At 72.8% G+C, this 26888-nt stretch carries 22 protein-coding genes; 10 read left to right on the top strand and 12 right to left on the bottom strand.

Features of this window, described 5'->3' with window-relative positions; all coding sequences use genetic code 11:
* Positions 1-111 precede the first annotated feature (111 nt).
* The 3 genes from J7W19_RS21015 to J7W19_RS21005 form a co-directional block, all read right to left on the bottom strand.
* Complete coding sequence (locus J7W19_RS21015) at positions 112-495, bottom strand: DUF6113 family protein (protein ID WP_004950208.1); 384 nt, start codon at positions 493-495, stop codon at positions 112-114.
* Positions 489-1403 (bottom strand): N-acetyl-1-D-myo-inositol-2-amino-2-deoxy-alpha-D-glucopyranoside deacetylase, encoded by a 915-nt coding sequence (mshB, locus tag J7W19_RS21010; protein WP_210455363.1) that lies wholly within the window; start codon positions 1401-1403, stop codon positions 489-491. Before mshB ends, J7W19_RS21015 begins: the two co-directional genes overlap by 7 nt.
* A gap of 100 nt (positions 1404-1503) precedes the next feature.
* On the bottom strand, positions 1504-1698 hold the full coding sequence (locus J7W19_RS21005) for a hypothetical protein (RefSeq protein ID WP_004954526.1): 195 nt from the start codon (positions 1696-1698) through the stop codon (positions 1504-1506).
* 225 nt (positions 1699-1923) lie between these two features.
* Between J7W19_RS21005 and J7W19_RS21000 the strand changes: the two genes are divergently transcribed.
* The 6 genes from J7W19_RS21000 to J7W19_RS20975 all read left to right on the top strand — a co-directional run bounded on the left by J7W19_RS21000 (position 1924) and on the right by J7W19_RS20975 (position 10620).
* Positions 1924-4044: an alpha/beta fold hydrolase gene (locus tag J7W19_RS21000; protein WP_004954521.1), complete on the top strand. Its 2121-nt coding sequence runs from the start codon at positions 1924-1926 to the stop codon at positions 4042-4044.
* A 316-nt stretch (positions 4045-4360) separates the two neighbouring features.
* The gene (locus J7W19_RS20995) at positions 4361-5335 is read left to right on the top strand and encodes an ABC transporter permease (protein ID WP_004954518.1); all 975 of its coding nucleotides are present in this window, start codon (positions 4361-4363) and stop codon (positions 5333-5335) included.
* A 67-nt stretch (positions 5336-5402) separates the two neighbouring features.
* On the top strand, positions 5403-7199 hold the full coding sequence (locus tag J7W19_RS20990; RefSeq protein WP_004954516.1) for an ABC transporter substrate-binding protein: 1797 nt from the start codon (positions 5403-5405) through the stop codon (positions 7197-7199).
* 96 nt (positions 7200-7295) lie between these two features.
* Positions 7296-8273, top strand: coding sequence for an ABC transporter permease (locus J7W19_RS20985; protein ID WP_004954511.1), 978 nt, complete (start codon positions 7296-7298; stop codon positions 8271-8273).
* Between the two features lie 86 nt (positions 8274-8359).
* Entirely contained in the window at positions 8360-9604 is a 1245-nt protein-coding gene (locus tag J7W19_RS20980; RefSeq protein WP_004954507.1) for an ABC transporter ATP-binding protein, read from the top strand.
* Positions 9601-10620 carry an ABC transporter ATP-binding protein gene (locus J7W19_RS20975; protein WP_004954504.1) on the top strand — a complete coding sequence of 340 codons (1020 nt, stop codon included), beginning with the start codon at positions 9601-9603 and terminating at the stop codon, positions 10618-10620. The genes J7W19_RS20980 and J7W19_RS20975 overlap by 4 nt, the downstream gene beginning before the upstream one ends.
* A 3-nt stretch (positions 10621-10623) precedes the next feature.
* Here J7W19_RS20975 and J7W19_RS20970 read toward each other — a convergent pair whose 3' ends face one another.
* The 7 genes from J7W19_RS20970 to J7W19_RS20940 all read right to left on the bottom strand — a co-directional run bounded on the left by J7W19_RS20970 (position 10624) and on the right by J7W19_RS20940 (position 17975).
* On the bottom strand, positions 10624-11691 hold the full coding sequence (locus J7W19_RS20970; protein WP_004954500.1) for a hypothetical protein: 1068 nt from the start codon (positions 11689-11691) through the stop codon (positions 10624-10626).
* Positions 11688-12245 (bottom strand): RNA polymerase sigma factor, encoded by a 558-nt coding sequence (locus J7W19_RS20965; protein ID WP_004954496.1) that lies wholly within the window; start codon positions 12243-12245, stop codon positions 11688-11690. Before J7W19_RS20965 ends, J7W19_RS20970 begins: the two co-directional genes overlap by 4 nt.
* Positions 12246-12330: 85 nt before the next feature.
* On the bottom strand, positions 12331-13380 hold the full coding sequence (locus J7W19_RS20960) for an ABC transporter ATP-binding protein (protein WP_152262295.1): 1050 nt from the start codon (positions 13378-13380) through the stop codon (positions 12331-12333).
* Entirely contained in the window at positions 13380-14378 is a 999-nt protein-coding gene (locus J7W19_RS20955) for an ABC transporter ATP-binding protein (RefSeq protein ID WP_004941811.1), read from the bottom strand. The genes J7W19_RS20960 and J7W19_RS20955 overlap by 1 nt, the downstream gene beginning before the upstream one ends.
* A gap of 10 nt (positions 14379-14388) precedes the next feature.
* Positions 14389-15396 carry an ABC transporter permease gene (locus tag J7W19_RS20950; protein ID WP_004941815.1) on the bottom strand — a complete coding sequence of 336 codons (1008 nt, stop codon included), beginning with the start codon at positions 15394-15396 and terminating at the stop codon, positions 14389-14391.
* On the bottom strand, positions 15389-16312 hold the full coding sequence (locus tag J7W19_RS20945) for an ABC transporter permease (RefSeq protein ID WP_004941817.1): 924 nt from the start codon (positions 16310-16312) through the stop codon (positions 15389-15391). Before J7W19_RS20945 ends, J7W19_RS20950 begins: the two co-directional genes overlap by 8 nt.
* 34 nt (positions 16313-16346) lie before the next feature.
* The gene (locus tag J7W19_RS20940; protein WP_004941820.1) at positions 16347-17975 is read right to left on the bottom strand and encodes a peptide ABC transporter substrate-binding protein; all 1629 of its coding nucleotides are present in this window, start codon (positions 17973-17975) and stop codon (positions 16347-16349) included.
* A gap of 562 nt (positions 17976-18537) precedes the next feature.
* Between J7W19_RS20940 and J7W19_RS20935 the strand changes: the two genes are divergently transcribed.
* The 4 genes from J7W19_RS20935 to J7W19_RS20920 all read left to right on the top strand — a co-directional run bounded on the left by J7W19_RS20935 (position 18538) and on the right by J7W19_RS20920 (position 24598).
* Positions 18538-18708, top strand: a complete 171-nt coding sequence (locus J7W19_RS20935; protein ID WP_154080448.1) for a hypothetical protein — start codon at positions 18538-18540, stop codon at positions 18706-18708.
* 87 nt (positions 18709-18795) lie between these two features.
* Complete coding sequence (locus J7W19_RS20930) at positions 18796-21846, top strand: lantibiotic dehydratase (RefSeq protein WP_004941823.1); 3051 nt, start codon at positions 18796-18798, stop codon at positions 21844-21846.
* Position 21847: 1 nt separating this feature from the next.
* Positions 21848-23170 (top strand): lanthionine synthetase C family protein, encoded by a 1323-nt coding sequence (locus J7W19_RS20925; RefSeq protein ID WP_051072533.1) that lies wholly within the window; start codon positions 21848-21850, stop codon positions 23168-23170.
* Between the two features lie 366 nt (positions 23171-23536).
* On the top strand, positions 23537-24598 hold the full coding sequence (locus J7W19_RS20920) for a cytochrome P450 (RefSeq protein ID WP_040888758.1): 1062 nt from the start codon (positions 23537-23539) through the stop codon (positions 24596-24598).
* A 66-nt stretch (positions 24599-24664) separates the two neighbouring features.
* On the opposite strand, the gene J7W19_RS20915 is transcribed toward J7W19_RS20920, so the two are convergent.
* Both J7W19_RS20915 and J7W19_RS20910 read right to left on the bottom strand, forming a co-directional pair.
* Positions 24665-25837 (bottom strand): ABC transporter ATP-binding protein, encoded by a 1173-nt coding sequence (locus tag J7W19_RS20915; RefSeq protein ID WP_004941832.1) that lies wholly within the window; start codon positions 25835-25837, stop codon positions 24665-24667.
* The gene (locus J7W19_RS20910) at positions 25830-26882 is read right to left on the bottom strand and encodes an ABC transporter ATP-binding protein (RefSeq protein ID WP_004941835.1); all 1053 of its coding nucleotides are present in this window, start codon (positions 26880-26882) and stop codon (positions 25830-25832) included. The genes J7W19_RS20915 and J7W19_RS20910 overlap by 8 nt, the downstream gene beginning before the upstream one ends.
* Positions 26883-26888 lie beyond the last annotated feature (6 nt).

Genomic DNA, 26888 nt, shown 5'->3' with positions numbered 1-26888 from the left:
ACGAGCGCCGGATACCCAGGCCGCCCACCGGCGATACGCGCCGTCGCGGCCCGCACGGGGGCGGGCGACATCAAGGAAAAGTCAGGCGAAACGCCGGACAAAACAGTCGCCTCACGAGCCAAGTCGGCTGTCGCGCCCGTTCGGTTGCGGATTCCGCACCAGCGTGGCGCAGATCACAACCACGACCATTCCGCCCAGCATGAAGACGTTCGCCCCGATTCCGGCCTCGAACAGGAAGTCCCCCTCGGGGCGGTTGAGGGCGAGCAGCAGCACGGCGAGCAGCCAGCCGACGCCGCCCACGGCGGCACCCGTCCGGCCGCCGGTCAACACCCGTCCGCCGTAACAGAGGCCGCCGACGGCGAGCAGGGCGAGCAGCAACCCGCCGGGGAACCAGGCGCCTTGCACCAGCGCGCCCGCGACGCCGACCAGGAAGCCGAGGACGAGCAGGCCCAGATGGGAGACGACCTTCCCGGCCGTCAGAGTGCCGGTCAGCACGCCGCATCCGCCCCTTCCGCACCCTCGATCCCGGCGAACAGGTCGTCCTCCCGGACGGCCACCGCCTTGCCGCGGACGAGCCGGTAGTACTCGTCCGCGAGGAGCGGCTGGCCCAGTCCGTTGGAGAGGGCGAAGAAACGACCCTCCACCACGATCTGGGTCGCGTGCGCCCGCATGGCCGCCGCCTTCGCGGAGACGTACGGAGCCGTGTGCGGGGCGGCCGTCACCTCGTCGTCCGGGACGACGCCCGGCACGTCGTCGAGCGCGGCGACACCGGGGAACGGCCGGGCGTCCCCCGTGCCCGCCTCGCGCAGCCGCGCGAAGCCCGCCTCGACGACCGAGCGCGGTACGCAGTTCCAGTAGACCTTCGCCACCTCGTGCGGCTCGCCGAGGTCGCGGCGGAACGCGGGCTCCGCCGCCAGCTCCACCGCGCGCATGGCCACCCGGTGCGCCTGGATGTGGTCGGGGTGGCCGTAGCCGCCGTGCGCGTCGTAGGTGACCAGCACCTGCGGACGCACCTCGCGGATCACCTCGACGAGGTAAGCGGCGGCCTCGTCGACGTCCGCTCTCCAGAAGCTGCCGGGCCGGTCGTTCTGCGGGGCGCCCATCATCCCGGAGTCCCGGTAGCGGCCCCGGCCGCCGAGGAAGCGGTGGTCGGCGACGCCGAGCTCCTTCATCGCGGCGGCCAGTTCACCGGCGCGGTGGGCGCCGAGGACGTCCTCCCGGTCGGCCGCGAGGTGCGCGAGGCCCGGCGGGATCACCTCGCCCTCCTCGCCGAGGGTGCAGGTCACCAGGGTGACGTGGGCACCCTCGGCCGCGTACTTGGCCATGGTCGCGCCGTTGTTGATCGATTCGTCGTCCGGGTGCGCGTGCACCAGGAGCAGCCGGCGGCCGGGAAGGTCGGTCATGGGAACAGCCTACGAGCCGGACGGCGCGGCGCGGCAGCCGACCGCGGCGCCGCGCGGGCGCCCGGGACCCGCCGGAGCGGCCGGCAACCCGTCGGAGCGGTCAGAACTTGATACCGCCGATCATCGCGGTGACGCTCTTCGTCAGCTGATGGAGGGTGGGGGCGACGGTCGAGCTCGCGAGGTAGAACCCCAGCAGCACGCAGATCGCGGCGTGGCCCGCCTTCAGCCCCGACTTCCGGCACAGCAGGATCACGATGATCGCCAGCAGCACCACCGCCGAAATCGAGAGCGCCACAGCGGTTCACCTCCAGATACGCGGTCGAACGGACGGCAGACGGACGGCAGATCGAAACGGCGCGCACGGGCCCGTGGGGGCACGCGGCGGGACGCGGGGCGTCGCCCCTCCGCGTGAAGGATCATAACTATCCGCACTGCTCTCGTGACTCGGTGCACAGGAGCGCGCCCGGGGCGCACGGTGACTTCTCGCCGCGCGGCACCGGCCGGCCCTAGGCTCGGCCGCATGACCGGACAGCTCTCGTTCCCCCGCCAGTACGCCCGGACGCAGCGCTACACCCTGGGCGCTCCCCGCGCGTTCACCGTGGCACCGGACGGCTCACGCGTCGTCTTCCTGCGCTCCCGTTCGGGCACCGACCGCTCCCATGTGCTGTGGGTGCTCGATCTCGACGACGGCAGGGAGTACCCGGCGGGCGATCCGGCGGCCCTGCTGGGCGGCGCGGAGGAGGAGTTGTCGCCCGAGGAGCGCGCGCGGCGCGAGCGGGCGCGCGAGGGCTCGGCGGGCATCGTGGGCTACGCGGTGGACGGCGCGGCCGAGTTGGCGGCCTTCGCCCTGTCGGGGCGGCTCTTCGTCGCCGAGCTCCAGGGCGGGAGTGCCGTCGAACTCCCCGTGCCGGGACCGGTCGCGGACCCGCGGCCGTCGCCCGACGGCCGGCACGTCGCGTACGTCGCCGACGGGGCGCTGCGGGTGGTGGAGGCGGACGGCGGCCAGGACCGGCCGCTGGCGGAGCCGGAGTCGGCGGACGTCACCTGGGGGCTCGCGGAGTTCATCGCGGCGGAGGAGATGGACCGCTCGCGCGGCTTCTGGTGGTCCCCGGACGGTACGGCCCTGCTGGCGGCCCGGGTGGACGAGTCGCCCGTGCGCCGCTGGTGGATCGCCGACCCCGCGCGGCCCGCCGAGGCCCCGGCCGAGATCGCCTACCCCGCCGCCGGCACCCCGAACGCGGAGGTCTCGCTGGCCCTGCTGGGGCTGGACGGCTCCCGCAGGGACGTGACGTGGGACCGGGCCCGCTTCCCGTACCTGGCCCGGGTGCACTGGTCGGCGGGCGGCCCGCCGCTGCTGCTGGTGCAGGCTCGCGACCAGCGCACGCAGACGGTCCTGGAGGTGAACACCGCCACCGGCGCCACGCGTGCGCTCCTCACCGAGGAGGACCCGGTGAATTGGCTGGATCTGTTCCCCGGCGTGCCCGCGTGGACGCCCGACGGCCGGCTGGTGCGGATCGCGGACACCGACGGGGCGCGTGCCCTGGTCGTCGGCGAACGGGTGCTCACCGGGCCCGAGTTGTTCGTCCACGCGGTGCTCGACGTCGCCGAGGAGTCGGTGCTGGTCAGCGCGTCCGCCGGGGCCGCGGCCGACGATCCGGAGCCGGGTGCGGCGCACGTCTGGCGGATCGGCGAGGGGGGCGCGGAACGGCTCTCCGAGCGGCACGGGCGGCACTCCGCCGTACGCTCCGGGGCGGTCACCGTCCTGGTCTCGGCCGTGCCGGACCGGCCCGGCAGCGAGGCCGTCGTCCTGCGCGACGGCAAGCCGGTGGCCACCGTGGCGTCGTTCGCCGAGACCCCCGTGCTCTCCGCGCGCCCCCGGTTCACCCGGTCGGGGGATCGCGGGATCCCGTGTGCCGTGCTGCTGCCGACCGGGTACCAGGAGGGCGACGGCCCGCTGCCCGTCCTGATGGACCCCTACGGGGGACCCCATGGCCCCCGGGTGGTCGCCGCGCACAACGCGCACCTCACGTCCCAGTGGTTCGCCGACCAGGGCTTCGCGGTGATCGTCGCCGACGGCCGGGGCACCCCGCACACCTCCCCCGCCTGGGAGAAGGCGATCCGCGACGACTTCGCGGGCGTCACCCTCGACGACCAGGTCGCCGCCCTCCACGGTCTCGCCGGCCGCTTCCCCCTCGACCTCGGCCGGGTCGCCGTCCGCGGCTGGTCCTACGGCGGCTACCTCGCCGCCCTCGCCGTCCTCCGCCGCCCCGACGTCTTCCACGCGGGCATCGCCGGCGCCCCGGTCACCGACTGGCGGCTGTACGACACGCACTACACCGAGCGGTACCTCGGGCTGCCGGAGGAGCGGCCGGAGGTGTACGAGCGGAACTCGCTCGTGGGCGAGCGGGGGTTGTCGGGAGCCGCTCCCGAGCACCGGCCGCTGATGGTCATCCACGGGCTGGCCGACGACAACGTGGTGGTCGCGCACGCTCTGCGGCTGTCGTCCGCGCTGCTCGCGGACGGGCGGCCGCACGAGGTGCTGCCGCTGTCCGGGGTGACGCACATGACGCCGCAGGAGCGGGTGGCCGAGAATCTGCTGCTGTTGCAGGTGGACTTCCTGCGGCGGTCGCTGGGCGGGTGAGGTTTGCCCCGGACCCTCCCCCAGAGGGGGCACCCCCATTCACCGTTTCTTGCGGGGAGGGCGCCCCCGCACCCCCCGGACGCGCTGATTTCAGCCCGTCCGGCGATTGAGGACCTCGTGGCGAAGCCGCGATGCCGGGGTCCGGGGGGCAGCCCTGGAAGAAACGGGGAGGGGCGGGGCAGGGGCACGATTCCGCACCACCCTCCGCAGCCCTCTTGACTGCGCGGTAACCCCATTGCCACAGTCCCGTCCAACCGGCGTGTGAGCCCGATCACGCCGGCGGGTCGAAACTCGACGACACAGCGGGGGCCGCACGATGACGAGTCCTACCCTGACGCTTCCCGCCCCGGAGCTGACGGGCCGCTCGCCCGGCCGCCTCATGTGGCTGCGCTTCCGGCGCGACCGCGCCGGCGTCGTCTCCGCCTGCGTCGTGGTGTTCTTCTTCGCCGTCGCGGCGGCGGCCCCGCTGATCTCGAAGCTGTACGGGAAGACGCCGACGGCGACGTACGGCCTGGACGAGACCGGTCTGCTCAACGAGTACGGCTACCCGATCGCCCCCAACGGGGGGATCTCCGGCCGGTTCTGGTTCGGCATCGAGCCGACGCTCGGCCGGGACGTGCTGACGCAGCTCGTCTACGGCATCCGTACCTCGCTGCTGATCGCCGCAGCGGCCACCGTCCTGTGCGTGGTGACGGGGGTGCTGATCGGCGTGACGGCCGGGTACGTCGGCGGGCGGACGGACTACTTCCTGGGCCGGTTCATCGATCTGCTGCTGGCCTTTCCGCAGCAGTTGTCGTTCGTCGCGTTCACCCCGGTCGTCTACGCGCTGTTCGTCAGCCCGGAGAAGGAGACCCCGACCTACCTCCGGGTGGTGACCCTGATCGTGGTGCTGTGGGCGCTGGGCTGGATGGGGTTGGCCCGGCTGCTGCGCGGGCAGGTACTGAGCCTGCGGGAGCGGGAGTTCGTGGAGGCGGCCAAGGTGACGGGTGCGTCGCCGTGGCGGATCATCACCCGCGAGCTGCTGCCCAACCTGTGGACGCCGATCCTCGTCCAGTCCACCCTGATGCTCCCCGCCCTGGTCACCGCTGAGGCGGGGCTCTCCTTCATCGGCGTGGGCATCGTGGAGCCCACCCCGGACTGGGGGCGGATGTTCGCCAACGGCGCCAAGTACTACGAGAGCGACATCACCTACATCTTCTTCCCCGGGATAGCGATGATCGTCTTCGTGGTGGCCTTCAACCTCCTCGGGGACTCCGTCCGGGACGCGTTCGACCCCCGGACCCAGCGCTGAACGGGCGTCCAAGGCAAGACAACGGCACGGCACGTCAATGTCACCACACGGACAGGCAGGTGCACCCATGAGGAGACACGACCGCAGGGCCCCGTACGCCGTGGCCCTGGCCGCCGGGGCATTGGTGGTCTCCGCGTGCAGCAGCGGCGGAGGAGGCGGGGGCGGCGGAGGGGACGGGAAGAGCGAGGGCCCCGGCGAGGACAAGACCGTCTCCGCCAACTACTCGATCGGGAGCGCCGCCGATGCCGCCGGTCCGGCCCCCGAGCTCCCGGGCGCGAAGAAGGGCGGCACGGTCACCGTCCTCCAGCGGGACGCCTTCAACCACCTGGACCCGGGCCAGATCTACTTCTCCGACGTCCTGACCAGTCAGATGCTCTACAACCGCTCCCTCACCTCGTACAAGATCGACGAAAAGGGGCGGGTGAAGGTCGTCGGCGACCTCGCGACGGACTCCGGGACCTCGTCCGACGGCGGCAAGACCTGGAAGTTCACCCTCAAGGACGGGCTGAAGTTCGAGGACGGGTCCCCGATCACGTCCAAGGACGTGCGGTGGGGCATCGAGCGGCTCTACGCCCCGTTCGAGACCGACGGGCCGCTGTACATCCCGCAGTGGCTCAACGGGGACGGCAACGCCTTCCGCAAGGCGCTGCCCGACGGCCCGTACCAGGGCAAGCACCTGCCGTCGTCCGTCCTGGACACCCCCGACGACAAGACGATCGTCTTCCACTTCCAGGCGCCGCACGCGGACACCCCGTACGCGACGGCCATGCCCAACATCGGGGCGGTGAAGGCGGAGAAGGACGGGCAGCGCAAGTACGACAACGCGCCCTTCTCCTCCGGGCCGTACAAGGTGGGCAGTTACAAGGTCGGCAAGTCGCTGACCCTGGTGCGGAACGAGCACTGGGACCCGAAGACCGACCCGATCCGGCACCAGTACGCCGACCGGTTCGAGATCGGTTTCGGCCACCAGTTCGCCGACTCCACCCGGCGCTTCCTCGCCGACCAGGGCGGGGACAAGAACGCGCTCTCCTTCAGCAACGGCGTGGCGCCCGAGATGACCGAGAAGGTCCTCGGCCAGCAGGACACCAAGGCGCGCCGGCTGCTGGAGGTCCAGCCGTACGTCGACTACATCTCCTTCAACACCACCCGGCTCAAGGACGTCAAGGTCCGCAAGGCCCTCGCGTACGCCATGCCCAACGGGCAGATCCTCCAGCAGAACGGCGGGGCGTCGGCCGGTGTCGTGGCCACCAACTACCTCTCCCCCGCCATGGACGGCTACCGGCCGACCGACCCCTACGGGAAGAAGGACAAACCCGCAGGCGACCCGGAGAAGGCCCGGGCCCTGCTGAAGGAGGCGGGGAAGGAGGGTCAGGAGATCGTCTACGCGTACGCCAACACGGACGTACAGCAGAAGGTCTCCGTCGTCGTCACCCAGGCCCTGGAACGGGCGGGTTTCAAGGTGCAGAAGAAGGAGATCGACTCCAACACCTGGCGGACCTCCATCTCCGAGGTGGGCAACAAGTTCGACATCTACCGCACCTCCTGGGGCGCCGACTGGCCCGTCTCCTCCACCGTCGTCCCGCCGCTGTACGACGGCCGGCAGATCGCCGACGGCGCGCAGAACTACGGCCACCTCGACGACCCCAAGGTCAACGCGGAGATCGACCGCATCACGCGGATCACGGACGTGAAGCAGGCGGGCGCCGAGTGGCAGAAGCTGGCCGACCGGATCCTCACCGACGACGTGCCGGGCGTGCCCACGTTCTACAACCGGCTGTTCTCGCTGTGGGGTTCGGGGCTCGGCGGGGTCAAGTACCACCCGGTGTACGGGACGGTCGACCCGACCGGCGTGTTCGTGAAGTGACACCGGCCGTACGGGCGGGGGCACCCGTCCGCTCCCCCGCCCGTACCGGCGCCGCCCCCTCCAAGCCGGACAGCGACCCGTGAAGAGCGCGCAGCCATGCTGAGATTCCTCCTCCGCCGGTTCCTCGGCGCGATCGTCATCGTCCTGCTGATCAGCGCGATCACCTTCTTCCTCTTCTTCGCGCTGCCCTCCGAGCCCGCCCTGATGTCCTGCGGGAAGAACTGCACGCCCGACGCGCTGGCCGTCATCAACAAGAACCTGGGCCTGGACGAGCCGGTCCCCGTCCAGTACTGGCACTACATGACCGGCATCTTCACCGGCCGCGACTTCTCGGTGGGCCACTGCCCGGCGCCCTGCCTCGGCTACTCCTTCTCCAACCAGCAGCCGGTCTGGGACACCATCGTGGACCGCTTCCCGACCACCCTGTCGATCGCCCTGGGCGGGGCCGTCGTCTTCCTCGTCGTGGGCGTCGGCATCGGCATGATCGCCGCCGCCTTCCGGGGCACCTGGATCGACAAGTTCTTCAGCTCGCTGTCGCTGATCGGCAACTCGCTGCAGATCTACTTCGTGGGCGTCGTCGCGCTCGCCGTGTTCGTCAGCGGACTGCACTGGTTCGACAACCCGGCGTACTACCCGATCACCGAGGACCCCGTGAAGTGGTTCACCGGGATGATCATTCCCTGGCTGGTGCTGTCGATCATCTTCATCGCCAACTACAGCCGGATGACGCGCTCCCAGATGATCGAGCAGCTCGCCGAGGACCACGTCCGTACCGCCCGCGCCAAGGGCCTCGGCCGCCGCACGGTCTTCTTCCGCTACGCCTGGCGGGGGGCGATGACGCCGATCGTCACCCTCTTCGGCATCGACCTGGGGTCGCTGTTCGGCGGGGCGATCGTCACCGAGTTCACCTTCAGCCTGCACGGACTCGGCCGGCTCGCCGTCTCCTCGGTGAGCGAGACCGACCTGCCCACGCTGATGGCCGTGATGCTCGTCGCCTGTACGGCGATCGTCGTCGCCAACATCGTCGTGGACGCGGCGTACGCGGTGATCGACCCGCGGGTGCGGCTCGGCTGACCGCCCGGTCCCGCTCACCGCGCCCCTGCCCCGCGCCGCCCCGGCCCAGCCCGCCCCGCCCCGCCCCGCCCGCAAGGAGTTCCCGGATGACCCCGACGGACGTCGCCCCGCCCCCCGGTCCCGCGGCGGCGCAGCCGCCCCCCGCCACCTCCCCCTTCCTGTCCGTCCACGACCTGCGCGTCCGCTTCCGCACCGAGGACGGCGTCGTCAAGGCCGTCGACGGGCTCTCCCTCGCCCTGGAGCGCGGGCGCACGCTCGGCATCGTCGGGGAGTCCGGCTCGGGCAAGTCCGTCACCGCCCTCACCGTGCTCGGCCTGCACGACCCGCGCACCACCGAGGTCACCGGGCGGGTGCTGCTGGACGGGCAGGAGGTGACGAGCGCGCCCGAGCCGGTGCTGGAGCGGCTGCGCGGCGCCAAGGCGGCGATGGTCTTCCAGGACTCGCTGACCGCTCTCTCCCCGTACTACACGGTCGGCCGGCAGATCGCCGAGCCGTACCGCAAGCACACCGGCGCCTCCCGGCAGGCGGCCCGGCGGCGGGCGGTCGAGATGCTGGACCGGGTCGGCATCCCGCACGCGGCGCGGCGCGTCGACGACTATCCGCACCAGTTCTCCGGCGGCATGCGCCAACGCGCCATGATCGCCATGGCGTTGGTCTGCGACCCCGAGCTGCTGATCGCCGACGAACCGACCACCGCCCTCGACGTCACCGTCCAGGCGCAGATCCTCGACCTGCTCAAGGAGCTCCAGCGGGAGACCGGTTCGGCGATCGTGCTCATCACCCACGACCTCGGCGTGGTGGCCCGTACGGCCGACGACGTGCTGGTGATGTACGCGGGGCGGGCCGTGGAGCGCGGCACCGTCCGCGAGGTGCTGGGCGACCCCCGCCACCCCTACACCTGGGGCCTGCTGGGCTCGATGCCCCGGCTGACCACCGACCCGGACGCGCCGCTGGTGCCCGTACCGGGCGCGCCGCCCAGTCTGCTGGCGCCGCCGCCCGGCTGCCCGTTCCACCCGCGCTGCGCCTGGACCGGGGAGGTGCCGGGCGACCGCTGCGCCACCGAACGCCCGGAGCTGCCCGCCGGCCGCGGCGCGGCCTGCCACCTGCCGCCCGGCCGGCGGCACCCCCTCTTCATCGATCCGCCGACCGTCCCGAAGAGCATTGATCCGGCGGCGGGCCCGGGAAGCGTCGATGCACCGGCAGGTCCGGGAAACATCGATCCGCCGACGGGCCCGAGCAGCATCGATCCGCCGACGGGCCCGAGCAGCATCGATCCGCCGGCGGGCCCGAGGAGCATCGATCCGCCGACGGGCCCGAGGAGCGAGGCATGAGCGACGACATCCTGGTCGCCGAGGGGCTGACCAAGCACTTCCCCGTCCTGGGCGGCTTCCCCATCCGGCGCCGGGTGGGCGCGGTACGGGCCGTGGACGGCGTCGACCTGGCCGTCCGGGCCGGGGAGGGCTTCGGGCTGGTCGGCGAGTCCGGCTGCGGGAAGTCCACCACCGGACGGCTGCTCACCCGGCTGCTGGAACCGACCGCCGGCCGGATCACCTATCAGGGCGAGGACATCACCCACGCGGGCCGCCGGCAGCTCGCGCCCGTCCGCTCGCAGATCCAGATGATCTTCCAGGACCCGTACTCGTCGCTCAACCCCCGGCAGACGGTCGGCCGGATCATCGCCGGCCCGATGGAGGTCAACGGCATCCGCCCGCCCGGCGGCCGGGAGGCCCGGGTGCGCGAACTGCTGGACATCGTCGGCCTCAACCCCGAGCACTACAACCGCTTCCCGCACGAGTTCAGCGGCGGGCAGCGGCAGCGCGTCGGCATCGCCCGCGCGCTCGCTCTCGACCCCAAGGTCATCATCGCGGACGAGCCGGTGTCCGCCCTGGACGTGTCCATCCAGGCCCAGGTCGTCAACCTGCTGAAGACGCTGCGGCGGGAACTGGGCATCGCCTTCCTGTTCATCGCCCACGACCTCGCCGTCGTCCGGCACTTCTCGCAGCGGGTGGCGGTGATGTACCTGGGGCGGATCGTGGAGGTGGGACCGCGCGACGCCATCTACGGGCGGCCCCGGCACCCGTACACCCACGCGCTGCTCTCCGCCGTCCCCGAGGTCCCGCGGCCGGGCGACCCGGTGGAGGCGCCTCCCCAGGAGCGCATCCGCCTCACCGGCGACGTCCCCTCCCCGGTCTCCCCGCCCTCCGGCTGCCGCTTCCGCACCCGCTGCTGGAAGGCGGCGGAGAAGTGCGCGGTGGAGGAGCCGCCGCTGGTCCGGGCGGAGGGGAGCGGGGAGGGGCATGTGTCGGCTTGTCATTTCCCGGAGCCGGTGGCTTCGCCGGAGAGGTGAGCCTCAGTCCGCCGTGGACCCCGGCAGCGGGAAAGACGTCATCCTGGGACGCGGCTTGGCGGACGGCGCCTCCGGGACGGGCCGCGTGACCAGGTAGGTGGTGCGGTTGACCACGGCACCGTCCTTGAGACCACCGAAGATCGGATGCCGGGGGTCAGCGTCGCCCACCAGGAAGGTGACCGTCTCCAGCACCCGGTGCGTCCGGGGGTCGATCACCAGGCGGGACCGCCGGTCGTCGCCCGTGAGATCGAAGGCCATGCCGGTCCGTCCGCCGGCGTCGCGGACCGCACCCACCGTCCGCACCCCGAGGATGTCGGGCAGCAGGTCGTACAGCGCGGCCCGCAGCCGCGGGGAAGCGGGCGACCGCGCGAGCAGTTCCTCGATGCCGTTGAACAGCCCCTCCGGCGAGGGGTCGCCCATCCCGGGCACCTTGGCGGTGAGCTTCGCGCGCAGCGCCTCGCGGTCGGTGGGCAGCTTGTCGAGATCGTCCCACCGGACCTCCCTGCTGTTCACCTCGAAGGCCAGGCTCGCGCCGTCCGCCGAACGCGGCTCCTGGTAGACGGGCCCGTCGCCGGACCGGGACCGGACCTCCGTCCGGCCCAGCCAGACGGTCTTCGTGGACCTCTCCTCGGTACCCCGCAGGCCCCTGGACATCTCGTCGGTCCGCACCTCGAAGAACGGGCCGGGCCCCTCCGACGGCGTCGTCGCCGTCTTCGCCACCCGGACCCGCCCCCCGTCGCCCCCGCCGAACCCCGGTCCGGCCCAGACCGCCGCCCCCACGGCGACCGCCACCACCGCGGCGGCGGAGACGAGGGCCGGCGCGCGGCGGCGCCACCGGGCGCGGAGGGGTACGGCGCCGGAGGCTTCCGGTACGCGCGCGGCGGGCGCCGCCGGAGTGCCCTCCGGCGTATGGCCCTCCTCGGCGCGCGCCGCCGCCCGGACCGCGTCGAGGGCCGCCGCGACGACGTCCGCCGGAGGCGGCTCGACGCGCCCGGCCGCGCGCAGCCGGGCGGCGCCGGTGAAGTCGAGGTAGTCCTGCTCCGTGCCGTCCTTGCGTCCGTTCCCGCTCATGTGAGGTCTCCTGTCAGGGGCAGCGTTCCGGAGGGTGCGAGGGCCGCGCGCAGCCTGGCGCGCGCCCGGTGCAGCCGGGAGCGGGCCGTACCGGCCGGGATGCCGACCACGGCGGCGGCCTCGGTCGGGGACAGCTGCTCCCAGGCGACGAGGAGCATCAACTCTCTTTCCACGTGCGGCAGCTCCGCCATCGTCTCGCGGATCAGCGGCGCGACCGCCGCCGCGTCCAGCCGCCGGTCGACCGCGTACCAGGGGTCGCTGCTCGGCTCGTCCGCCCGTACCTCCCGGCGCTGCCGGGCCTCCCCGCGCCAGTGCGCCGCCAGGACGTTCCGGGCCACCCCGAACAGCCAGGCGCGCGCCGTGCCGCGCGCCGGGTCGTACGTACCCCGCGCCGTGAACGCCTGGAGCCATGCCTCCGCCAGCAGGTCGTCCGCCGCCCCGGGCGCCCGGCGCGCGAAGTAGCCGTGCAGCGCGGTCGCGTGCCGCCCGACCAGCGGCTCGAAGGCCCGCGCCTCCCCTGCCGAGCGCACCAGCAGCTCGTCGTCGGTTTCCACCGACCCCCCTCCCCGGCCGCGTCCGTCGGCGGCCCTCGGACCGTACTTGTCGGCCGGCGGAGAGGGCGTTCGCGAGACACCGCGCTCAGTCCGCCGCGTCTCCCGTCGGCACCACCCGCCGCTCCCCCGCGTAGTGGCAGGCGGAGACGTGCGCCGCCGGGCCGCCGCTCTCCCGGAACGCCTCGGGGACCTCCAGCGGCGGCACGACCTCGGCGCAGCGGCGCCGCGCCTTCCAGCAGCGGGTGCGGAAGCGGCAGCCGGACGGCGGGTTCGCCGGCGAGGGGACGTCGCCCATCAGCAGGATGCGGTCGCGGCGGGTGCGGACGGACGGGTCGGGCACCGGTACGGCCGACAGCAGCGCCTGGGTGTAGGGGTGCGTGGGGTGCTCGTAGATCTGGGCGCCGGTGCCCGCCTCCACCAGGCGCCCCAGGTACATCACGGCCACCCGGTCCGAGATGTGCCGGACGACGGACAGGTCGTGGGCGATGAAGACGTACGACAGCTCGAACTCGTCCTGGAGCCGTTCCAGCAGGTTGACGACCTGGGCCTGTACGGAGACGTCGAGCGCCGAGACGGGCTCGTCGGCGACGATGATCTCGGGGCGCAGGGCGAGCCCCCGCGCGATGCCGATGCGCTGCCGCTGACCGCCCGAGAACTGGTGCGGATAGCGGTTGACGTGCTCGGGGCTGAGGCCGACGACCTCCAGCAACTCCCGTACCCGGCGCCGCCGGTCGCCCTTCGGGGCCACCTCGGGATGGATGTCGAAGGGTTCGCCGATGATGTCGCCGACGGTCATCCGGGGGTTCAGCGAGGTGTACGGGTCCTGGAACACCATCTGGATGTTGCGCCGGACGGACTTCAGCGCCCGCCCGGAGAGCCGGGTGATGTCCTCGCCCTTGTACAGGATCCGCCCGGCGGTGGGCCGTTCGAGGTTGACGAGCAGCCGGGCCAGGGTGGACTTGCCGCAGCCGGACTCGCCGACGACGCCGAGGGTCTCGCCGCGCCGCAGGTCGAAGGAGACGCCGTCGACGGCCCGAACGGCGCCGACCTGCCGGCGGACGAGGACGCCGCGGGTCAGCGGGTAGTGCTTGACCAGGTCGCGTACCTCCAGGACCGCCCCGCCGTCCGCGCGCATCAGGAGCCTCCCCGGCCCGCGTCGAGGGTCTCCTGCCAGAAGTGGCAGGCGCTGCTGCGGCCGGGGGCGACGGGGAAGAGGGGCGGCCGGTCGGTGCGGCAGACGTCCCGGGCCCTGGGGCAGCGGGGGTGGAAGGGGCAGCCGGGCGGGATGTCGACGAGGCTGGGCGGCAGGCCCTTGATCGCGTGCAGCTCCCGGCCCTTGCGGTCCAGGCGCGGGACGGACTCCAGCAGGCCCTGGGTGTAGGGGTGGGCGGGGGCGGCGTAGAGGTCGCGGACGGGGGCGTTCTCGACGACGCGTCCCGCGTACATCACCGCGATCCGGTCGGCGACGTCCGCGACGACGCCCAGGTCGTGGGTGATGAGGATGAGGCCCATGGTGAACTCCCGCTGGAGTTCCGCGAGGAGGTCCATCACCTGGGCCTGCACGGTCACGTCCAGCGCGGTCGTCGGCTCGTCGGCGATGATCAGGTCCGGCTCCAGCGCCAGCGCCATGGCGATCATGATGCGCTGCCGCATGCCGCCCGAGAACTGGTGCGGGTAGTCGCCGGCGCGGTCCTTGGCCGCCGGGATCCGTACCCGGTCCATCAGCGCGACCGCGCGGGCCCGCGCGTCCCTGCGGGTCATGCCCTGGTGGACCTCGTACATCTCGGCGAGCTGGGCGCCCACGGTGAGCACCGGGTTGAGCGCCGAGAGGGCGTCCTGGAAGATCATCGCCAGCCGGTCGCCGCGCAGCCGGCGCCGGTGTTCGGCGCCCATGGTGAGCAGGTCCTGGCCGCGGAAGAGGACCTGGCCGCCGGTGACGCGGCCGGGCGGCGAGTCCAGGATGCCCATGACGGCCTGCGCGGTCACCGACTTGCCCGATCCCGACTCGCCGAGCACGGCCAGCGTCTCCCCGGCGTCCACCGAGCAGCTGACGCCGTTGACGGCCTTGGCCACGCCGTCCCGGGTGCGGAACTCGACGTGCAGGTCGCGGACTTCCAGCAGGGCGTCGCTCACGGCCGCCTCCTCAGCGCAGTTTGGGGTCGAGGGCGTCGCGCACCGCGTCGCCGAGCATGATGAACGCGAGCACCGTCACGCTGAGGAACCCGGCCGGCCAGAGCAGCATGTGGGGGGCGTTGCGGATCTGGTTGGAGGCGTTGGAGATGTCGATCCCCCAGGAGACGGTGGGCGGTTTGAGGCCGACGCCGATGAACGACAGGGTGGCCTCCAGGGCGATGTAGGTGCCGAGGGCGATGGTGGCGACGACGATGACGGGGGCCACCGCGTTGGGCGCGATGTGCCGCAGCAGCAGCCGCCGGTCGCCGGCGCCGAGGGCGCGGGCGGCCTGGACGTAGTCGTGCTGCTTGGCGGCGACGACCGCGCCGCGGGCGATCCGGGAGATCTGCGGCCAGCCCAGCAGGACGATGAAGCCGACCACCGGCCAGACGGAGCCGCCGGTGACGACGGAGAGGAAGACGAGGCCGCCGAGGATGATGGGGATGCCGAAGAAGACGTCGGCGAGCCGCGAGAGCAGCCCGTCCCACCAGCCCCCGTAGTACCCGGCGAGGCCGCCGAGGACGCTGCCGAGCAGCGTGGCGCCGGTGGTGGCGCAGACGCCGACGGTGATGGAGGCGCGGGCGCCGTGGATGGTGCGGGTGAAGACGTCGCAGCCCTGGGCGTCGAAGCCGAAGGGGTGGCCGGGCTGGGATCCCTCCTGGGACTTGGAGAGGTCGCACTGGAGCGGGTTGCCGCTCGCCACCAGCCCCGGCCAGACGGCGATCAGCAGCAGGAAGGCGATGACCAGCGCGGAGAGCAGGAAGACGGGGTTGCGGCGCAGGTCGTGCCAGGCGTCGGACCACAGGCTGCGCGTCTTCTCGCGCGCTTTCCGGGCCGGTTCGGAGGGCGGCGTCCCGGCCGGCCGCTCCAGGCTCTCCGCCTCGCGGGAGGCCAGCCGCGCGGCGCCGCCGTCACCGGGGCTGACGGCACCGACGGGAACCGCTCCCTCCGGCGGCTGCGGGAACGGGGGCTCAGACATGGCGGATCCTCGGGTCGAGCACGGCGTAGAGGAGGTCGACGATCAGGTTGGCGAGGAGGAAGACGAGGACGAGGACGGTCACGAAGCCGACCACGGTCGGCGAGTTCTGCCGGAGGATGCCCTGGTAGAGCTGGTAGCCGACGCCGTGGATGTTGAAGATCCGCTCGGTGACGATGGCGCCGCCCATCAGCGCGCCGATGTCCGCGCCGATGAAGGTGATCACGGGGATCAGCGAGTTGCGCAGCAGGTGCCGGACGACGATGCGGTGGCGCGGGAGGCCCTTGGCGACGGCGGTGCGGATGTAGTCCGCGCGGGCGTTCTCGGCGAGCGAGGTGCGGGTCAGCCGGGTGACGTAGGCAAGCGACACCAGGCCCAGGACGGCGCCGGGCAGCAGCAGTTCGGCGAAGGTCGCCTCGGGCGGGACGGACGGGGAGACGACGGCCCACTTCACGCCGAAGAGGTACTGGAGGAGGTAGCCGCTGACGAAGGTGGGGATCGAGACGACGATCAGGGTCACCATCAGCACGGAGGTGTCGGCGGCCCGGCCGCGCCGCAGCCCGCTGACGACGCCGAGGACGATGCCGACGACGACCTCGAAGGCCACGGCGACGATCGTCAGCCGCAGGGTCACCGGGAAGGCGTCGCCCATCAGCTCCAGGACGGGCTGCCCGGTGAAGGCGGTGCCGAAGTCCCCGGTGAGGATCTGGCCCATGTAGTGCAGGTACTGCTTCCACAGCGGCTGGTCGAGGTAGAGCTCGGCGCGGATGCGGGCGGCGACGGCCGGGTCGGGCGCCTTGTCGCCGAAGAGGGCGGCGACGGGGTCGCCGAGGGCGTAGACCATGAAGAAGATGAGGAACGTGCTGCCGATGAACACCGGGATCATCTGGAGCAGCCGGCGGATCACGTACCGTCCCATGGGACCCCTCCTCGTGGTGCGGTGGAGACGGGGATCACTTGACCTTGATCCGCTCGTACACGGGCACGCTGAACTGGTTGAGCGTCACGTCGGAGAGGTCGCCGGTGTAGCCGGCGTTCCCGTTCTGGTACCAGAGCGGGATCGCCGGCATCAGCGCGGTGAGGACCCGCTCGGCGTCCCGGAACTTGGCCACCGCCTTGCCGGTGTCGGATTCGGCGTTGGCCTCGTCGACGAGCCGGTCGAAGCGGGCGTCGCTGAACTTGCCGTAGTTGGACGACGCGTCGGTGTAGTAGGTGGGCTGGAGGAAGTTCTGGATGAGCGGGTAGTCCATCTGCCAGCCGGAGCGGAACAGGCCGGTCACCCGCTGCTGGGTGATCTTGTTGCGGAAGTCGGCGAAGGTGCCGACGGGGTTGACGGTGCACGCGTGGTCGTCGCCGAGGGCGTTGTTGACGCTGTTGCACACGGCGTCCATCCAGACGCGGTGGGACCCGGTGTCGACGTTCGAGGTGAGGGTGACCCGCCCGCCGGGCAGCCCGCCGCCCTCGCGGATCAACTGCTTGGCGCGGCCGGGGTCGTAGGTGCAGACCTCGCCGCACAGCCCGGCCTGGTAGCCGCCCTTCTCCCCGAGCACGGGTGACGTCCAGTCGCCCGCCGGCGTCCTGGTGCCGCGGTAGATGCGCCGGGTGATCTGCTCCCGGTCGATCGCCATGGACAGCCCGCGCCGGACCTTCTCCATCCCGGGCTTCGACCACCGCTCGTCGTACAGCGGGAAGACGAGCGTCTGGATGATGCCGGCCGGCTGGTTGATGTAGCGGTTTCCGAGGTCCTTCCTGACGTTTCTCAGCTGGGTGCTGGGAATGTCGTCGACGAGGTCGATGTTGCCGGCCTGGAGGTCGGTGTAGGCGGTGTTGTTGTCGGTGTAGACGCGCAGTTCCACACCGGTGTTCTCGGCCTTGTCCGGGCCCGGGTAGCCGTCCCACCGGCTGAGCCGCATGACGGACCCCCGGGTGTACGCGTCGATGGCGTACGGACCGTTGCCGACGGGCTTCCGCAGCCACCTCTCGTGGTCCTCGAAGAAGGCCCGGGGCAGCGGGGCGAAAGCCGGGTAGCCGAGGGTGTCGGGCCAGGTGGAGAACTTGGTGCGGAGCTTGACGGTGAACGTCCTGGGGTCTTTCACCGCGAGCCCGGAAAGCGTTTTCGCGGTCGCTTCCCCGCGAACGGGATGCACTTTCTCGTAACCGTCGACGTAGGCGAAGAAAGCGGCGTTCTTCTGCCGGTTGTCCACCAGCGCCGCGTAATTCCACGCGTCCACGAAGGACTGCGCGGTGACCTTCTCCCCGTTGCTGAACGCCCAGCCGTCCTTGAGATGGACGGTGAAATTCTGGGCGTCGTCCGACTCGATCTTCTCGGCCAGCATGTTCTCGGCGGCGCCGGTCCTGGGGTCGTACCGCTTGAGCCCCCGGAAAATCAGGTCCAGCACCTTCCCGCCCTGCACCTCGTTGGTGTTGGCCGGCTCCAGCGCGTTCTGCGGATCTCCCCACGACGCCCGCACCACCCCCACCGCCCGCTGGTCCACCCCGCCCCCGCACCCGGCGGCGGCCGTCGCGACGAGCCCGACGACGCACAGGGCCGCCCCGGCCCGGCTCCGTACGCCTCCTCGCATGGACTGCCTCCTCGGATGCCGGGAAACCGGTCGGGGCCGGGCACGACGGACGCCGACGCAGGGACAAATATCACCAATCGGATCACTTGGTGCACTCCCACAGGCGCCGAACGCGCGCCTCGGCGGGGAGAAACCGCCCGGATGCGGGATCGGCGGGGCGGCGGGCCCGGGACGCGTCGGGCGGAGCGGAGGGACCGCCGACGGCCCCCGCCCGCCGGAATCCCGCCCGGAAAGCGCACCGCCACGGGGTGCGCGGCATGAACTTGACACACTCATTCCCGGGACCCGGATGCTCCGGTTCTGTTTTCCACCTCTTTACCGGTCCACCCCCCTCGCGCCATAACCCTGCGCACTCCACCGGGAGCTTTGCGTGGCACATCGCACGGGACATCGCACGCGAATACACGACGGCCACGACAAGGCGGACACCGGTTTCCGGAAACGATTCCCGGCCATCTCTTGATCGCCACCATTTCCCATGTCTAAGGTCACCGGCAGTTCGTCGAACTCACATTTCGACTCGCGGGGCCTCGGCCGCGCGACGACTCGTCAGGAGATTTCTATGCCGAACATGGACTCCATCGACGCCGCCCAGGATTACCTGGACGTCACCGACCTCGACTTCGATGTCAACGTCCCGGAGACGGACTTCACCGTCACCCGGTACGCCACCAGCACCAGCACCTGCAACAGCTGGGGCGGCCACTTCAGCCGCTGTTGGAACTGCAACTGACGACCGGCTCCCACCGGCACCGGGGGCGGCTTCGGCCGCCCCCGGCTCGCGTCCGGCCGCAGTCGACCGCACACAAGGGGGCATGGCTTGCCGTACGACCACTACGAAACCGCCGGGCCGCTGTTCGTCCGCATGGCCGGCGCTCCCCGCACCCGGTACCTCCCCACCGGGGAGACGGACCCGTGGGCACACATCCGCCGGCTCGCCTCCGACCCGCTGCTGCGCGAGGCGGTACGCGTCGCCAGCGGCAGCCTCGCCGACGCCCTCGACCGGCTGAACGCCGGAGAGCGGCTGAGCCCCAAAAACCTCACCCGCACCGCACTGTCCCTCACCCGGTACGCGTTGCGCCACAGTGGCCGTCCCACCCCGTTCGGCCTCTTCGCCGGGGTGGCCGTCGCCGGAACGGGACCCGCGCGGGCGGAGGTCACCGGACCGGGCCGGAAGTCCGTCCGGGTCGACGGCACCTGGCTGGAGGGACGCGTCCGGCGGTGGCTGACGGTCCCGGAGGTCCGGCACCGGATCTCCGTGGCCGCCAACGACCTCTGCCGCGTCCGCGGCGACCGCCTGCTGCTGGCGGCCGGGCGGGGCGAGACCTCCGTGCGCCGCAACGCCCTGGTCGACTGGGCCCGCGAGACCGCCGCCGCCCCGGTCCCGTACGGCGAACTGATCGCGAAGGCGGCCGCGGCGTTCCCGGAGGTGCCGGCCGAGCGCGTCGACGGCGCCCTGGCCCAACTGCTCCGGCACGGCTTCCTGCTGTGCTCGCTGGGCGAGCCGGACGTCGACGGCCGGCTCCTCGACCGGGTCGAGGAGGCCGTGGCCGGACTGCCGGACGCCGTCGCCGAACTGCGCGGCGCCCGGGCCGCCCTCGCGGCGTACGAACGGGTGGACCCGGGGGCCGGGGAGACGGCATGGCGGACCGCCGTGGCGGCCCTCTCCCCCGACCGCCCGGCGGGCACCCCGCCCGTCCAGGTCGACCTGGGCGCGGTCGCCGACGTCCGCCTGCCCGAGGCCGTCGCCGAGGAGGTCCGGCGGTACGCCTCCATGATGTGGACGCTCTCGCCCCGTTGGGCGGCCCTGCCACATCTGCGGGACTACCAGGACGCGTTCGTCGACCGCTACGGCACGACCGGCCTGGTCCCGCTCGGCGAGTTGACGGACCCGCACCGCGGCCTCGGCCTGCCCGCCGCCTACCGCGACCCCGACGCCGCGCCGCCTCCGCACGACCCCCGGGACGACACCGCCCGCCGGCGCCGCCTGCTGCTGGCCGAGCTGGTGCAGGAGGCCATGTCCGCACACGACGGCGAACTGCGGCTGACGTCCGATGTGCTGGCCCTGCTGGCGCAGGACGAACCGTCGGAGGCGGAGCGGCGGACGGCACCGCCGCAGTCGCTGGACCTCTGCTTCCACCTGCTCGCCGACGACCTCCAGGCCCTGGACCGGGGCGAGTTCCGGCTGATCGCGGGCCCGCACACGGGTTCGTGGACCGCGGGTGCCACCGTCGCCCGGTTCGCCGGGGTCACCGGTGCCACCGAGGACCTGGCCCGGCTGCTCGGCCGGCTCGACGACGGCCGGGCCCTGCCCGCCCAGGTCGTCTTCCGCCCGCACGACCCGCGCGCGCTCAACCCGATGCGCGTCCCCGCGCTGGTGCCGCACCGCATCCCGGTCGGGGTGTACGCCGATCCCGCCCTGCCGGGCCACCTCGACTGGCGCCGGCTGCTCGTCGGCGTCGACGCCTCGGGGCTGCGGCTGACGGACCCCGCGACCGGCCGGACGGTCCTGCCGGTCGTCCCCCACATGGTCAACCCGCACAAACTGGCCCCCGGCCCGGCCCGGTTGCTGATCGACATCGGTCACGGGCGGGGGCGGCCGTGGACCGGCTGGGACTGGTACGGGCTGGAGGACCTGCCCGCCCTCCCCCGGGTGACCTTCGGCCGGGTCACCCTCTGCCCGCGCCGCTGGAAGCCGGACCGGCACCTGCGCGCGGCGGCGGCCGACCCCGGCCGCTGGGACACCGCGGTGGCCGCCTGGCGGGACCGCCACGGGATACCGCGCCACGTCCAGCTCGTCCTCGACGACCGGGGCCACGGCCTCGACCTCGACGACCCCTGGCACCGCACGGTGCTGCGGCACGAGGTCCGCACCGCCGTCCCCTTCCTCGTCACCGAGGACCCGTCGGCCGACGGCACCGGACTGGGCTGGGCCCACGGGCACCGGACCGAGGTGGTGGTCCCGCTGGTCCACCGCCCCGAGCCCGCCGGGCCGGAACCCGCCGCGCCCGGGACCGTCGCGCCGTCCCCCCGCGCCGGACGGCACCTCCCCGGCGAGGACTGGCTCTACGCCAAGCTGTACGCCGCGGAGGACGCCCACGCCGAACTCCTCGGCCGGTGGCTCCCCCGCCTCGTGCGGGACGCCGGCGAGGACGCCGACCGGTGGTTCTTCCTCCGGTACCGGGACCCGGACCCGCACCTGCGGCTCCGCTTCCACGGCGACCCCGGGACGCTGCACGGCCGCCTCCTGCCCGCGCTCGCCCGGCACGCCCGGTCCTGGCAGGACGCCGGGCTGCTCCGCCGGCTGGTCCTGGACACCTACGAGCCGGAGACCGGCCGCTACGGCGGCCCCGACGCGCTGCCGCACGCCGAGCGCCTCTTCCACCTGGACAGCCGCTCGGCGCTCGGCCAACTCGCCCTGCGCGCGCGGGGCGGCCCCCGGCCGCCGGACGAGGTCCTGGCCGCCGCCAACCACGCCGCCCTGCTGGAATCGCTGGGCGACTGGGACTGGTGCGGCTGGGTGGATGCCGTCTTCTCCAAGGGCGCGGAGCACAGCGCGTTCCAGCGGCACCGCGCGGCGGCCAGGGAGGCCGTCCTGCCGGGCCGGGCGGCCACCGGCCTCGCCGCCCTCCTGGGCGCGCCCCACCTGGAGGAGCTGTGGGCCGGTGCCCCGGCGGGCCGGGCCTACGGGCCGCTGGTGGTGCCGCACGACACCGCCGCCCTCCTCGGTCTGCTCCACATGCAGCACAACCGGCTGTTCGGCATCGACCGGGACGGCGAGGAGCGGGGGTACGCCGTCCTCCGCGGCATCGCACGCGACCACCTCGGACGCCGCCGCCACACCGGCACCAGCCCCCGAAAGGACGTCTGACGTGCGGGCACCACGCCATGCCGACGAGGCCCGTGCCGTGGCCGCGCGGGTCCTCGGCCGGCTCACGGACCCGGAGGCCGTCGAGGCCGGCACGGGCTATCCGGACCTTCCGGCCGGTCCGGGCACGGAAGCCGACGGTCTCTGGGTCCCCCTGTCCCTGGCCAACGGCTTCCCCGCCGTCTCGCTCGCCTTCAGCGGCGCCACCGAGCGCCACCCCTCGCACGTCGCGCACGCCCACGCCCACCTGCGGCGGTCGCTGGCGGCGGTGGCCTCGGGGGACAACCCGCCCGGCGGCCTCTACGCCACCACGAGCGCCGCGGCCTACGCCCTGCTGATCGCCCATCGCGCCACCGGCGGCTACCGCGAGGCGCTCGCCCGCCTGGACGCCTACCACCGGGACCTGGTCCGGGAGGCGCTCCCCCCGGTACCGGACGAACCCGTCGCCGACAACGCCGAGTTCGAGCTGATCCGCGGCATGAGCGGCCTGGGCCGGCACCTCCTCGCCCGGGGCGAGAGCGCCGCGGAGGAGACCCGTGCGGTGCTGGGGTACCTGACCGCCATGGCGCTGGGCGGGATCACCCGGCGGGGGCACACGGTTCCGCACTGGTGGACGCGGGCCGCGCCCAGGGCGGGCCAGGAGGCGGAACTCCCGGACGGCCACCTCAACCTCGGCCTCTCGCACGGCGTGAGCGGGCCGCTCGCCCTGCTCTCGCTGGCCTGGCGGGCCGGCGTGACCGTCGAGGGGCAGGAGGAGGCCGTCGAGGCCCTCGTCGGGCTGCTGGAGACGTGGGCCGTGCCCGACGGCGAGGGGCTGCGGTGGCCGCCGTACCTCACCGCGGACGACTGGGCCGCCGGGCCCGGCGCACCGGCGCCGCCCCGGCAGCGGCCCTCCTGGTGCTACGGCTCCCCGGGCATCGCGCGCGCCGTCCAGCTCGCCGCCCTCGCCCTGGGCCGGCCGGACTGGCACGAGCTGGCCCGTCGCGCCCTGCTCCCCCTCCTCGACCGTCCGCTGCCCGCCTGGGGGCTGGAGGACGCCGGGCTGTGCCACGGCACCGGCGGCGCGCTGCACGTCCTGGGGCTGCTCCGGGAGCACATCGACGACGAGCGTCTCGACACCGTCGTCGACGAACTCGCGGCCATGACGCTCGGGCACTTCCGCGAGGAGAACCGCTTCGGCTTCCGCGCCTCCGTCCGGAACGCCCCGGAGGGCGCCGACGTCCCCGGCTTCCTCGACGGCGCCGCCGGCACCGCCCTCGCCCTCGACGCCTACGCCAACGGCGGCCGGGCGCACGCCGGCTGGGACATGGCGCTGCTGGTGAACTGAGCCGGGAGAAATCCGGCGACCATTCCTCCGATTCCGTTCGGCCCTTTCCCTGTCCCCGGGCCCCGCCCCCTCAGTACGATGCGTCGTCTCGCATTCAATTACCAACCCCCGTCGGTTGCAGCGCAGTTCGGCGGTCGCGGACGACGAGGAGGAAGACGGATGAGCGAGCCGGAACCACGGCATCCGGGGACGGGGCGGATGTGTACCAGGGAATCCCCCGTGCCCGGGAATTGCGCGGGGTCACCCGCACCCGACGGCGCGCTTTTCGACCCGCTTTCCCCGGCCTTTCTCCAGGACCCCTATCAGGTCTATACCAAGCTGCGGCAAGAGGACCCGGTACACCGCCATCCGGAAACCGGGCTCTGGGTGATATCCCGCTACGAGGACTGCCTGGCCGTGCTCCGGGACGACGCGCTGTTCACCGCCGATCCGCGCCGGCTGCGGGACGCCGGAGCGCTCGTGCCGGAGCGCTCCGGCACGCTCGCGCCGGAGGACCGGGCGCCGGTGCGGGAGCTGCTGACCGACGCCTTCCGGGCGCAGGACTTCGGCCAGCTCGCCGCGGACGTACGGGAGTTCACCCGGCACCTGCTCACGGCGCGGGAAGGCCGGACGGAGACGCAATTCGTGGCCGACCTCGCCGTACCCGTCGCCTCCTACGCCGCCGGGGCGCTGTTCGGCGGCGGCCTCGCCCGGCGGGACGGCTTCCTCGACACCTGCCGGGACGCCGCCCGCGGCATGACGGCCGGGGCCACGCCCGAGGAGGCCGAGGCCGGACTGCGCGCCCGGGCCCTGCTGGGCCAGATGCTGCGCGCCGAGTACCGGTACGCGCACGGCGGCAGCGACCGCCGCGGCGGCGTCCTGCGCTACCTGCGGCTGCACGAGGCCGAGCGCGCGGTCGCCCTCGAAGCGCTGACCGGAGCGCTGTGCGCGCTGCTCTTCGCCGCGCTCAACTCGGGCCCGCGCCTGCTCGGCAACGCCCTGAACGCCCTCGTCCGCACCCCCGGGTCCCTCCCCCGCCTCGCCACCGTGAACGGCCCCCGGCTGACGGCCGCGCTGGACGAACTCATCCGCTACGACAGCCCGTTCCAGGCCCAGGACCGGGCGGTGACGTCCGCGACGACGCTCGGTGGACGCCGCCTGGCCGCCGGCGACCGGGTCCGGGTCCTGCTGGGCTCCGCCCACCGGGACCCCGAGGTGTTCCCGCACCCCGACCTGCTGGACCTCTCCCGCACCCCGAACCCGCACTTCGCCTTCGGCCTCGGCCCCCACGCGTGCCTCGGCGTCCCCCTGGCCCTCCTCGAAGCGCGCGTCCTCCTCACCGAGTTCGCCGCCGCCCACCCCGACGCCACCCCCGCCCGCCCGGGCCTCCGCGAACCCCATCCCACGCTCCGCGGCTTCCTCACCCTCCCGGTCGCCGTCAGTCGCTGACACGCGTCAGGGGCTCCCCGGACCGGCCGGGAAGCCCCTGACGAACGCGACGGGCGGACGGCGCGGTTACGCCGCGCCCACCACCTGCTTCTCCTCGGCGAAGTGGCACGCCGACTCGTGGGCCGCCGGGATCTCCTTGCCCGCGAAGACCTCCGGCACCGCCAGCAGCGGCACCTCCTCGGCGCACTTGTCCTGTGCCTTCCAGCAGCGGGTGCGGAACCGGCAACCGGACGGCGGGTTGGCCGGCGACGGGACGTCACCGGACAGGATGATCCGCTCGCGACCCTCCCGCGCGTCCGGGTCGGGCACCGGGACGGCCGACAGCAGCGCCTGCGTGTACGGGTGGGTCGGGTGGTCGTAGATCTGCACGTCGGTGCCGATCTCGGCCATCTTCCCCAGGTACATCACGCCGACCCGGTCGGAGATGTGCCGGACGATCGACAGGTCGTGGGCGATGAAGATGTAGGAGAGGTTGAACTCGTCCTGGAGCTTCTCCATCAGGTTGACGACCTGCGCCTGCACCGACACGTCCAGCGCGGACACCGGCTCGTCGCAGATGATGATCTCGGGGTTCAGCGCCAGCCCGCGCGCGATGCCGATGCGCTGCCGCTGGCCGCCCGAGAACTGGTGCGGGTACCGGTTGATGTACTCCGGGTTGAGGCCGACGACGTCCAGCAGCTCGCGGACCCGCTTCCGGCGGTCGCCCTTGGGGGCCACCTCGGGGTGGATGTCGAAGGGCTCTCCGATGATGTCGCCGACGGTCATCCGGGGGTTCAGCGAGGTGTACGGGTCCTGGAACACCATCTGGATGTTGCGGCGCACGGCCTTCAGCGCCCGCCCCGACAGCTTGGTGATGTCCTGGCCCTTGTAGAAGACCTCGCCCGCGGTGGCCCGCTCCAGCGTCATCAGCAGCTTGGCCACGGTGGACTTGCCGCAGCCGGACTCGCCGACGATGCCCAGCGTCTCGCCCTGGTAGAGGTCGAACGAGACCCCGTCCACGGCCTTGACCGCGCCGACCTGCTTCTTGAACAGGATGCCCTGCGTCAGCGGGAAGTGCTTGACGAGGTTGCGCACCTGGAGGATCGGCTCGCCGCGCTCGACGGGCGCTTCGAGGACGGCCTCCACCTCGGCGGTCGTGCTCGCGTCGGCCACGTGCACGTCGGAGACGTTGGGCGTCGCGTCCACGGCCGCGTCCTGCTCGGCGGACTTCGCGCCGGGCTTCTTGCCGGTCTCAGCCATGGATCGTCTCCTTCCAGAAGTGGCAGGCGCTCCGCCGGCCCGGCAGTGCCGCGCCGTCCGCCTCCGCCACGTCGTGCAGCGCCGGGATCTCCGTACGGCAGATGTCCTGCGCCTTGGGGCAGCGCGGGCTGAAGGCGCAACCCGCGGGGATGTGCAGCAGGTTGGGCGGCAGGCCCTTGATCGCGTAGAGCTCCTGGCCCTTCTGGTCCAGGCGCGGGATCGAGTCGAGCAGGCCCCGGGTGTACGGGTGGGCCGGGCGCTTGTACAGCTCGTGGACGGGCGCGGTCTCGACGATCCGGCCCGCGTACATCACCGCGATCTTGTCGGCGACGTCGGCGACGACACCCAGGTCGTGGGTGATGAGGATGAGCCCCATGTTGAACTCCCGCTGGAGTTCGGCCAGGAGGTCCATCACCTGTGCCTGGACGGTGACGTCCAGGGCGGTGGTCGGCTCGTCGGCGATGATCAGGTCCGGCTCCAGGGCCAGCGCCATCGCGATCATGATGCGCTGCCGCATACCGCCGGAGAACTGGTGCGGGTAGTCCCCGACCCGGTCCTTGGCCGCCGGGATCCGGACGCGGTCCATCAGCTCGATGGCCTTGGCCTTGGCGTCCTTCTTCGACAGCCCCTGGTGGATGCGGAACATCTCGCCGAGCTGGTAGCCCACGGAGAGCACCGGGTTCAGGGAGGACAGCGCGTCCTGGAAGATCATGGCGATCTTCGCGCCCCGGAGCTTGCGGCGCTCCTCGGCGGACATCTTCAGCATGTCCTGGCCGCGGAAGAGGATCTCCCCCTTGGGGATCTTCGCGGGCGGCATGTCGAGGATGCCCATGATGGCCTGTGCCGTCACGGACTTGCCGGAGCCGGACTCGCCGAGGACGGCGAGCGTCTCACCGGCGCTGACCGAGTAGTTGACGCCGTTGACGGCCTTGGCCACGCCGTCCCGGGTGTGGAACTCGACGTGCAGGTCGCGGACTTCCAGCAGCGGCCCGGCGTCCGGGCCCTTCCGCTCGGGGGCGTCCGCGGTCTTCTCGATGGTGGTCACGTACGC

The organism is Streptomyces mobaraensis NBRC 13819 = DSM 40847 (genome assembly GCF_017916255.1).
GTDB classification, from domain to species: Bacteria; Actinomycetota; Actinomycetes; order Streptomycetales; family Streptomycetaceae; genus Streptomyces; species Streptomyces mobaraensis.
This window is presented reverse-complemented; position numbering and strand designations above follow the sequence as displayed.

Coding starts and splice junctions, on each gene's coding strand:
- mshB (WP_210455363.1), bottom strand. CDS start 1,403: ATGACCGACCTTCCCGGCCGCCGGCTGCTCCTGGTGCACGCGCACCCG.
- J7W19_RS21000 (WP_004954521.1), top strand. CDS start 1,924: ATGACCGGACAGCTCTCGTTCCCCCGCCAGTACGCCCGGACGCAGCGC.
- J7W19_RS20995 (WP_004954518.1), top strand. CDS start 4,361: ATGACGAGTCCTACCCTGACGCTTCCCGCCCCGGAGCTGACGGGCCGC.
- J7W19_RS20990 (WP_004954516.1), top strand. CDS start 5,403: ATGAGGAGACACGACCGCAGGGCCCCGTACGCCGTGGCCCTGGCCGCC.
- J7W19_RS20985 (WP_004954511.1), top strand. CDS start 7,296: ATGCTGAGATTCCTCCTCCGCCGGTTCCTCGGCGCGATCGTCATCGTC.
- J7W19_RS20980 (WP_004954507.1), top strand. CDS start 8,360: ATGACCCCGACGGACGTCGCCCCGCCCCCCGGTCCCGCGGCGGCGCAG.
- J7W19_RS20975 (WP_004954504.1), top strand. CDS start 9,601: ATGAGCGACGACATCCTGGTCGCCGAGGGGCTGACCAAGCACTTCCCC.
- J7W19_RS20970 (WP_004954500.1), bottom strand. CDS start 11,691: ATGAGCGGGAACGGACGCAAGGACGGCACGGAGCAGGACTACCTCGAC.
- J7W19_RS20960 (WP_152262295.1), bottom strand. CDS start 13,380: ATGCGCGCGGACGGCGGGGCGGTCCTGGAGGTACGCGACCTGGTCAAG.
- J7W19_RS20950 (WP_004941815.1), bottom strand. CDS start 15,396: ATGTCTGAGCCCCCGTTCCCGCAGCCGCCGGAGGGAGCGGTTCCCGTC.
- J7W19_RS20945 (WP_004941817.1), bottom strand. CDS start 16,312: ATGGGACGGTACGTGATCCGCCGGCTGCTCCAGATGATCCCGGTGTTC.
- J7W19_RS20940 (WP_004941820.1), bottom strand. CDS start 17,975: ATGCGAGGAGGCGTACGGAGCCGGGCCGGGGCGGCCCTGTGCGTCGTC.
- J7W19_RS20935 (WP_154080448.1), top strand. CDS start 18,538: ATGCCGAACATGGACTCCATCGACGCCGCCCAGGATTACCTGGACGTC.
- J7W19_RS20915 (WP_004941832.1), bottom strand. CDS start 25,837: ATGGCTGAGACCGGCAAGAAGCCCGGCGCGAAGTCCGCCGAGCAGGAC.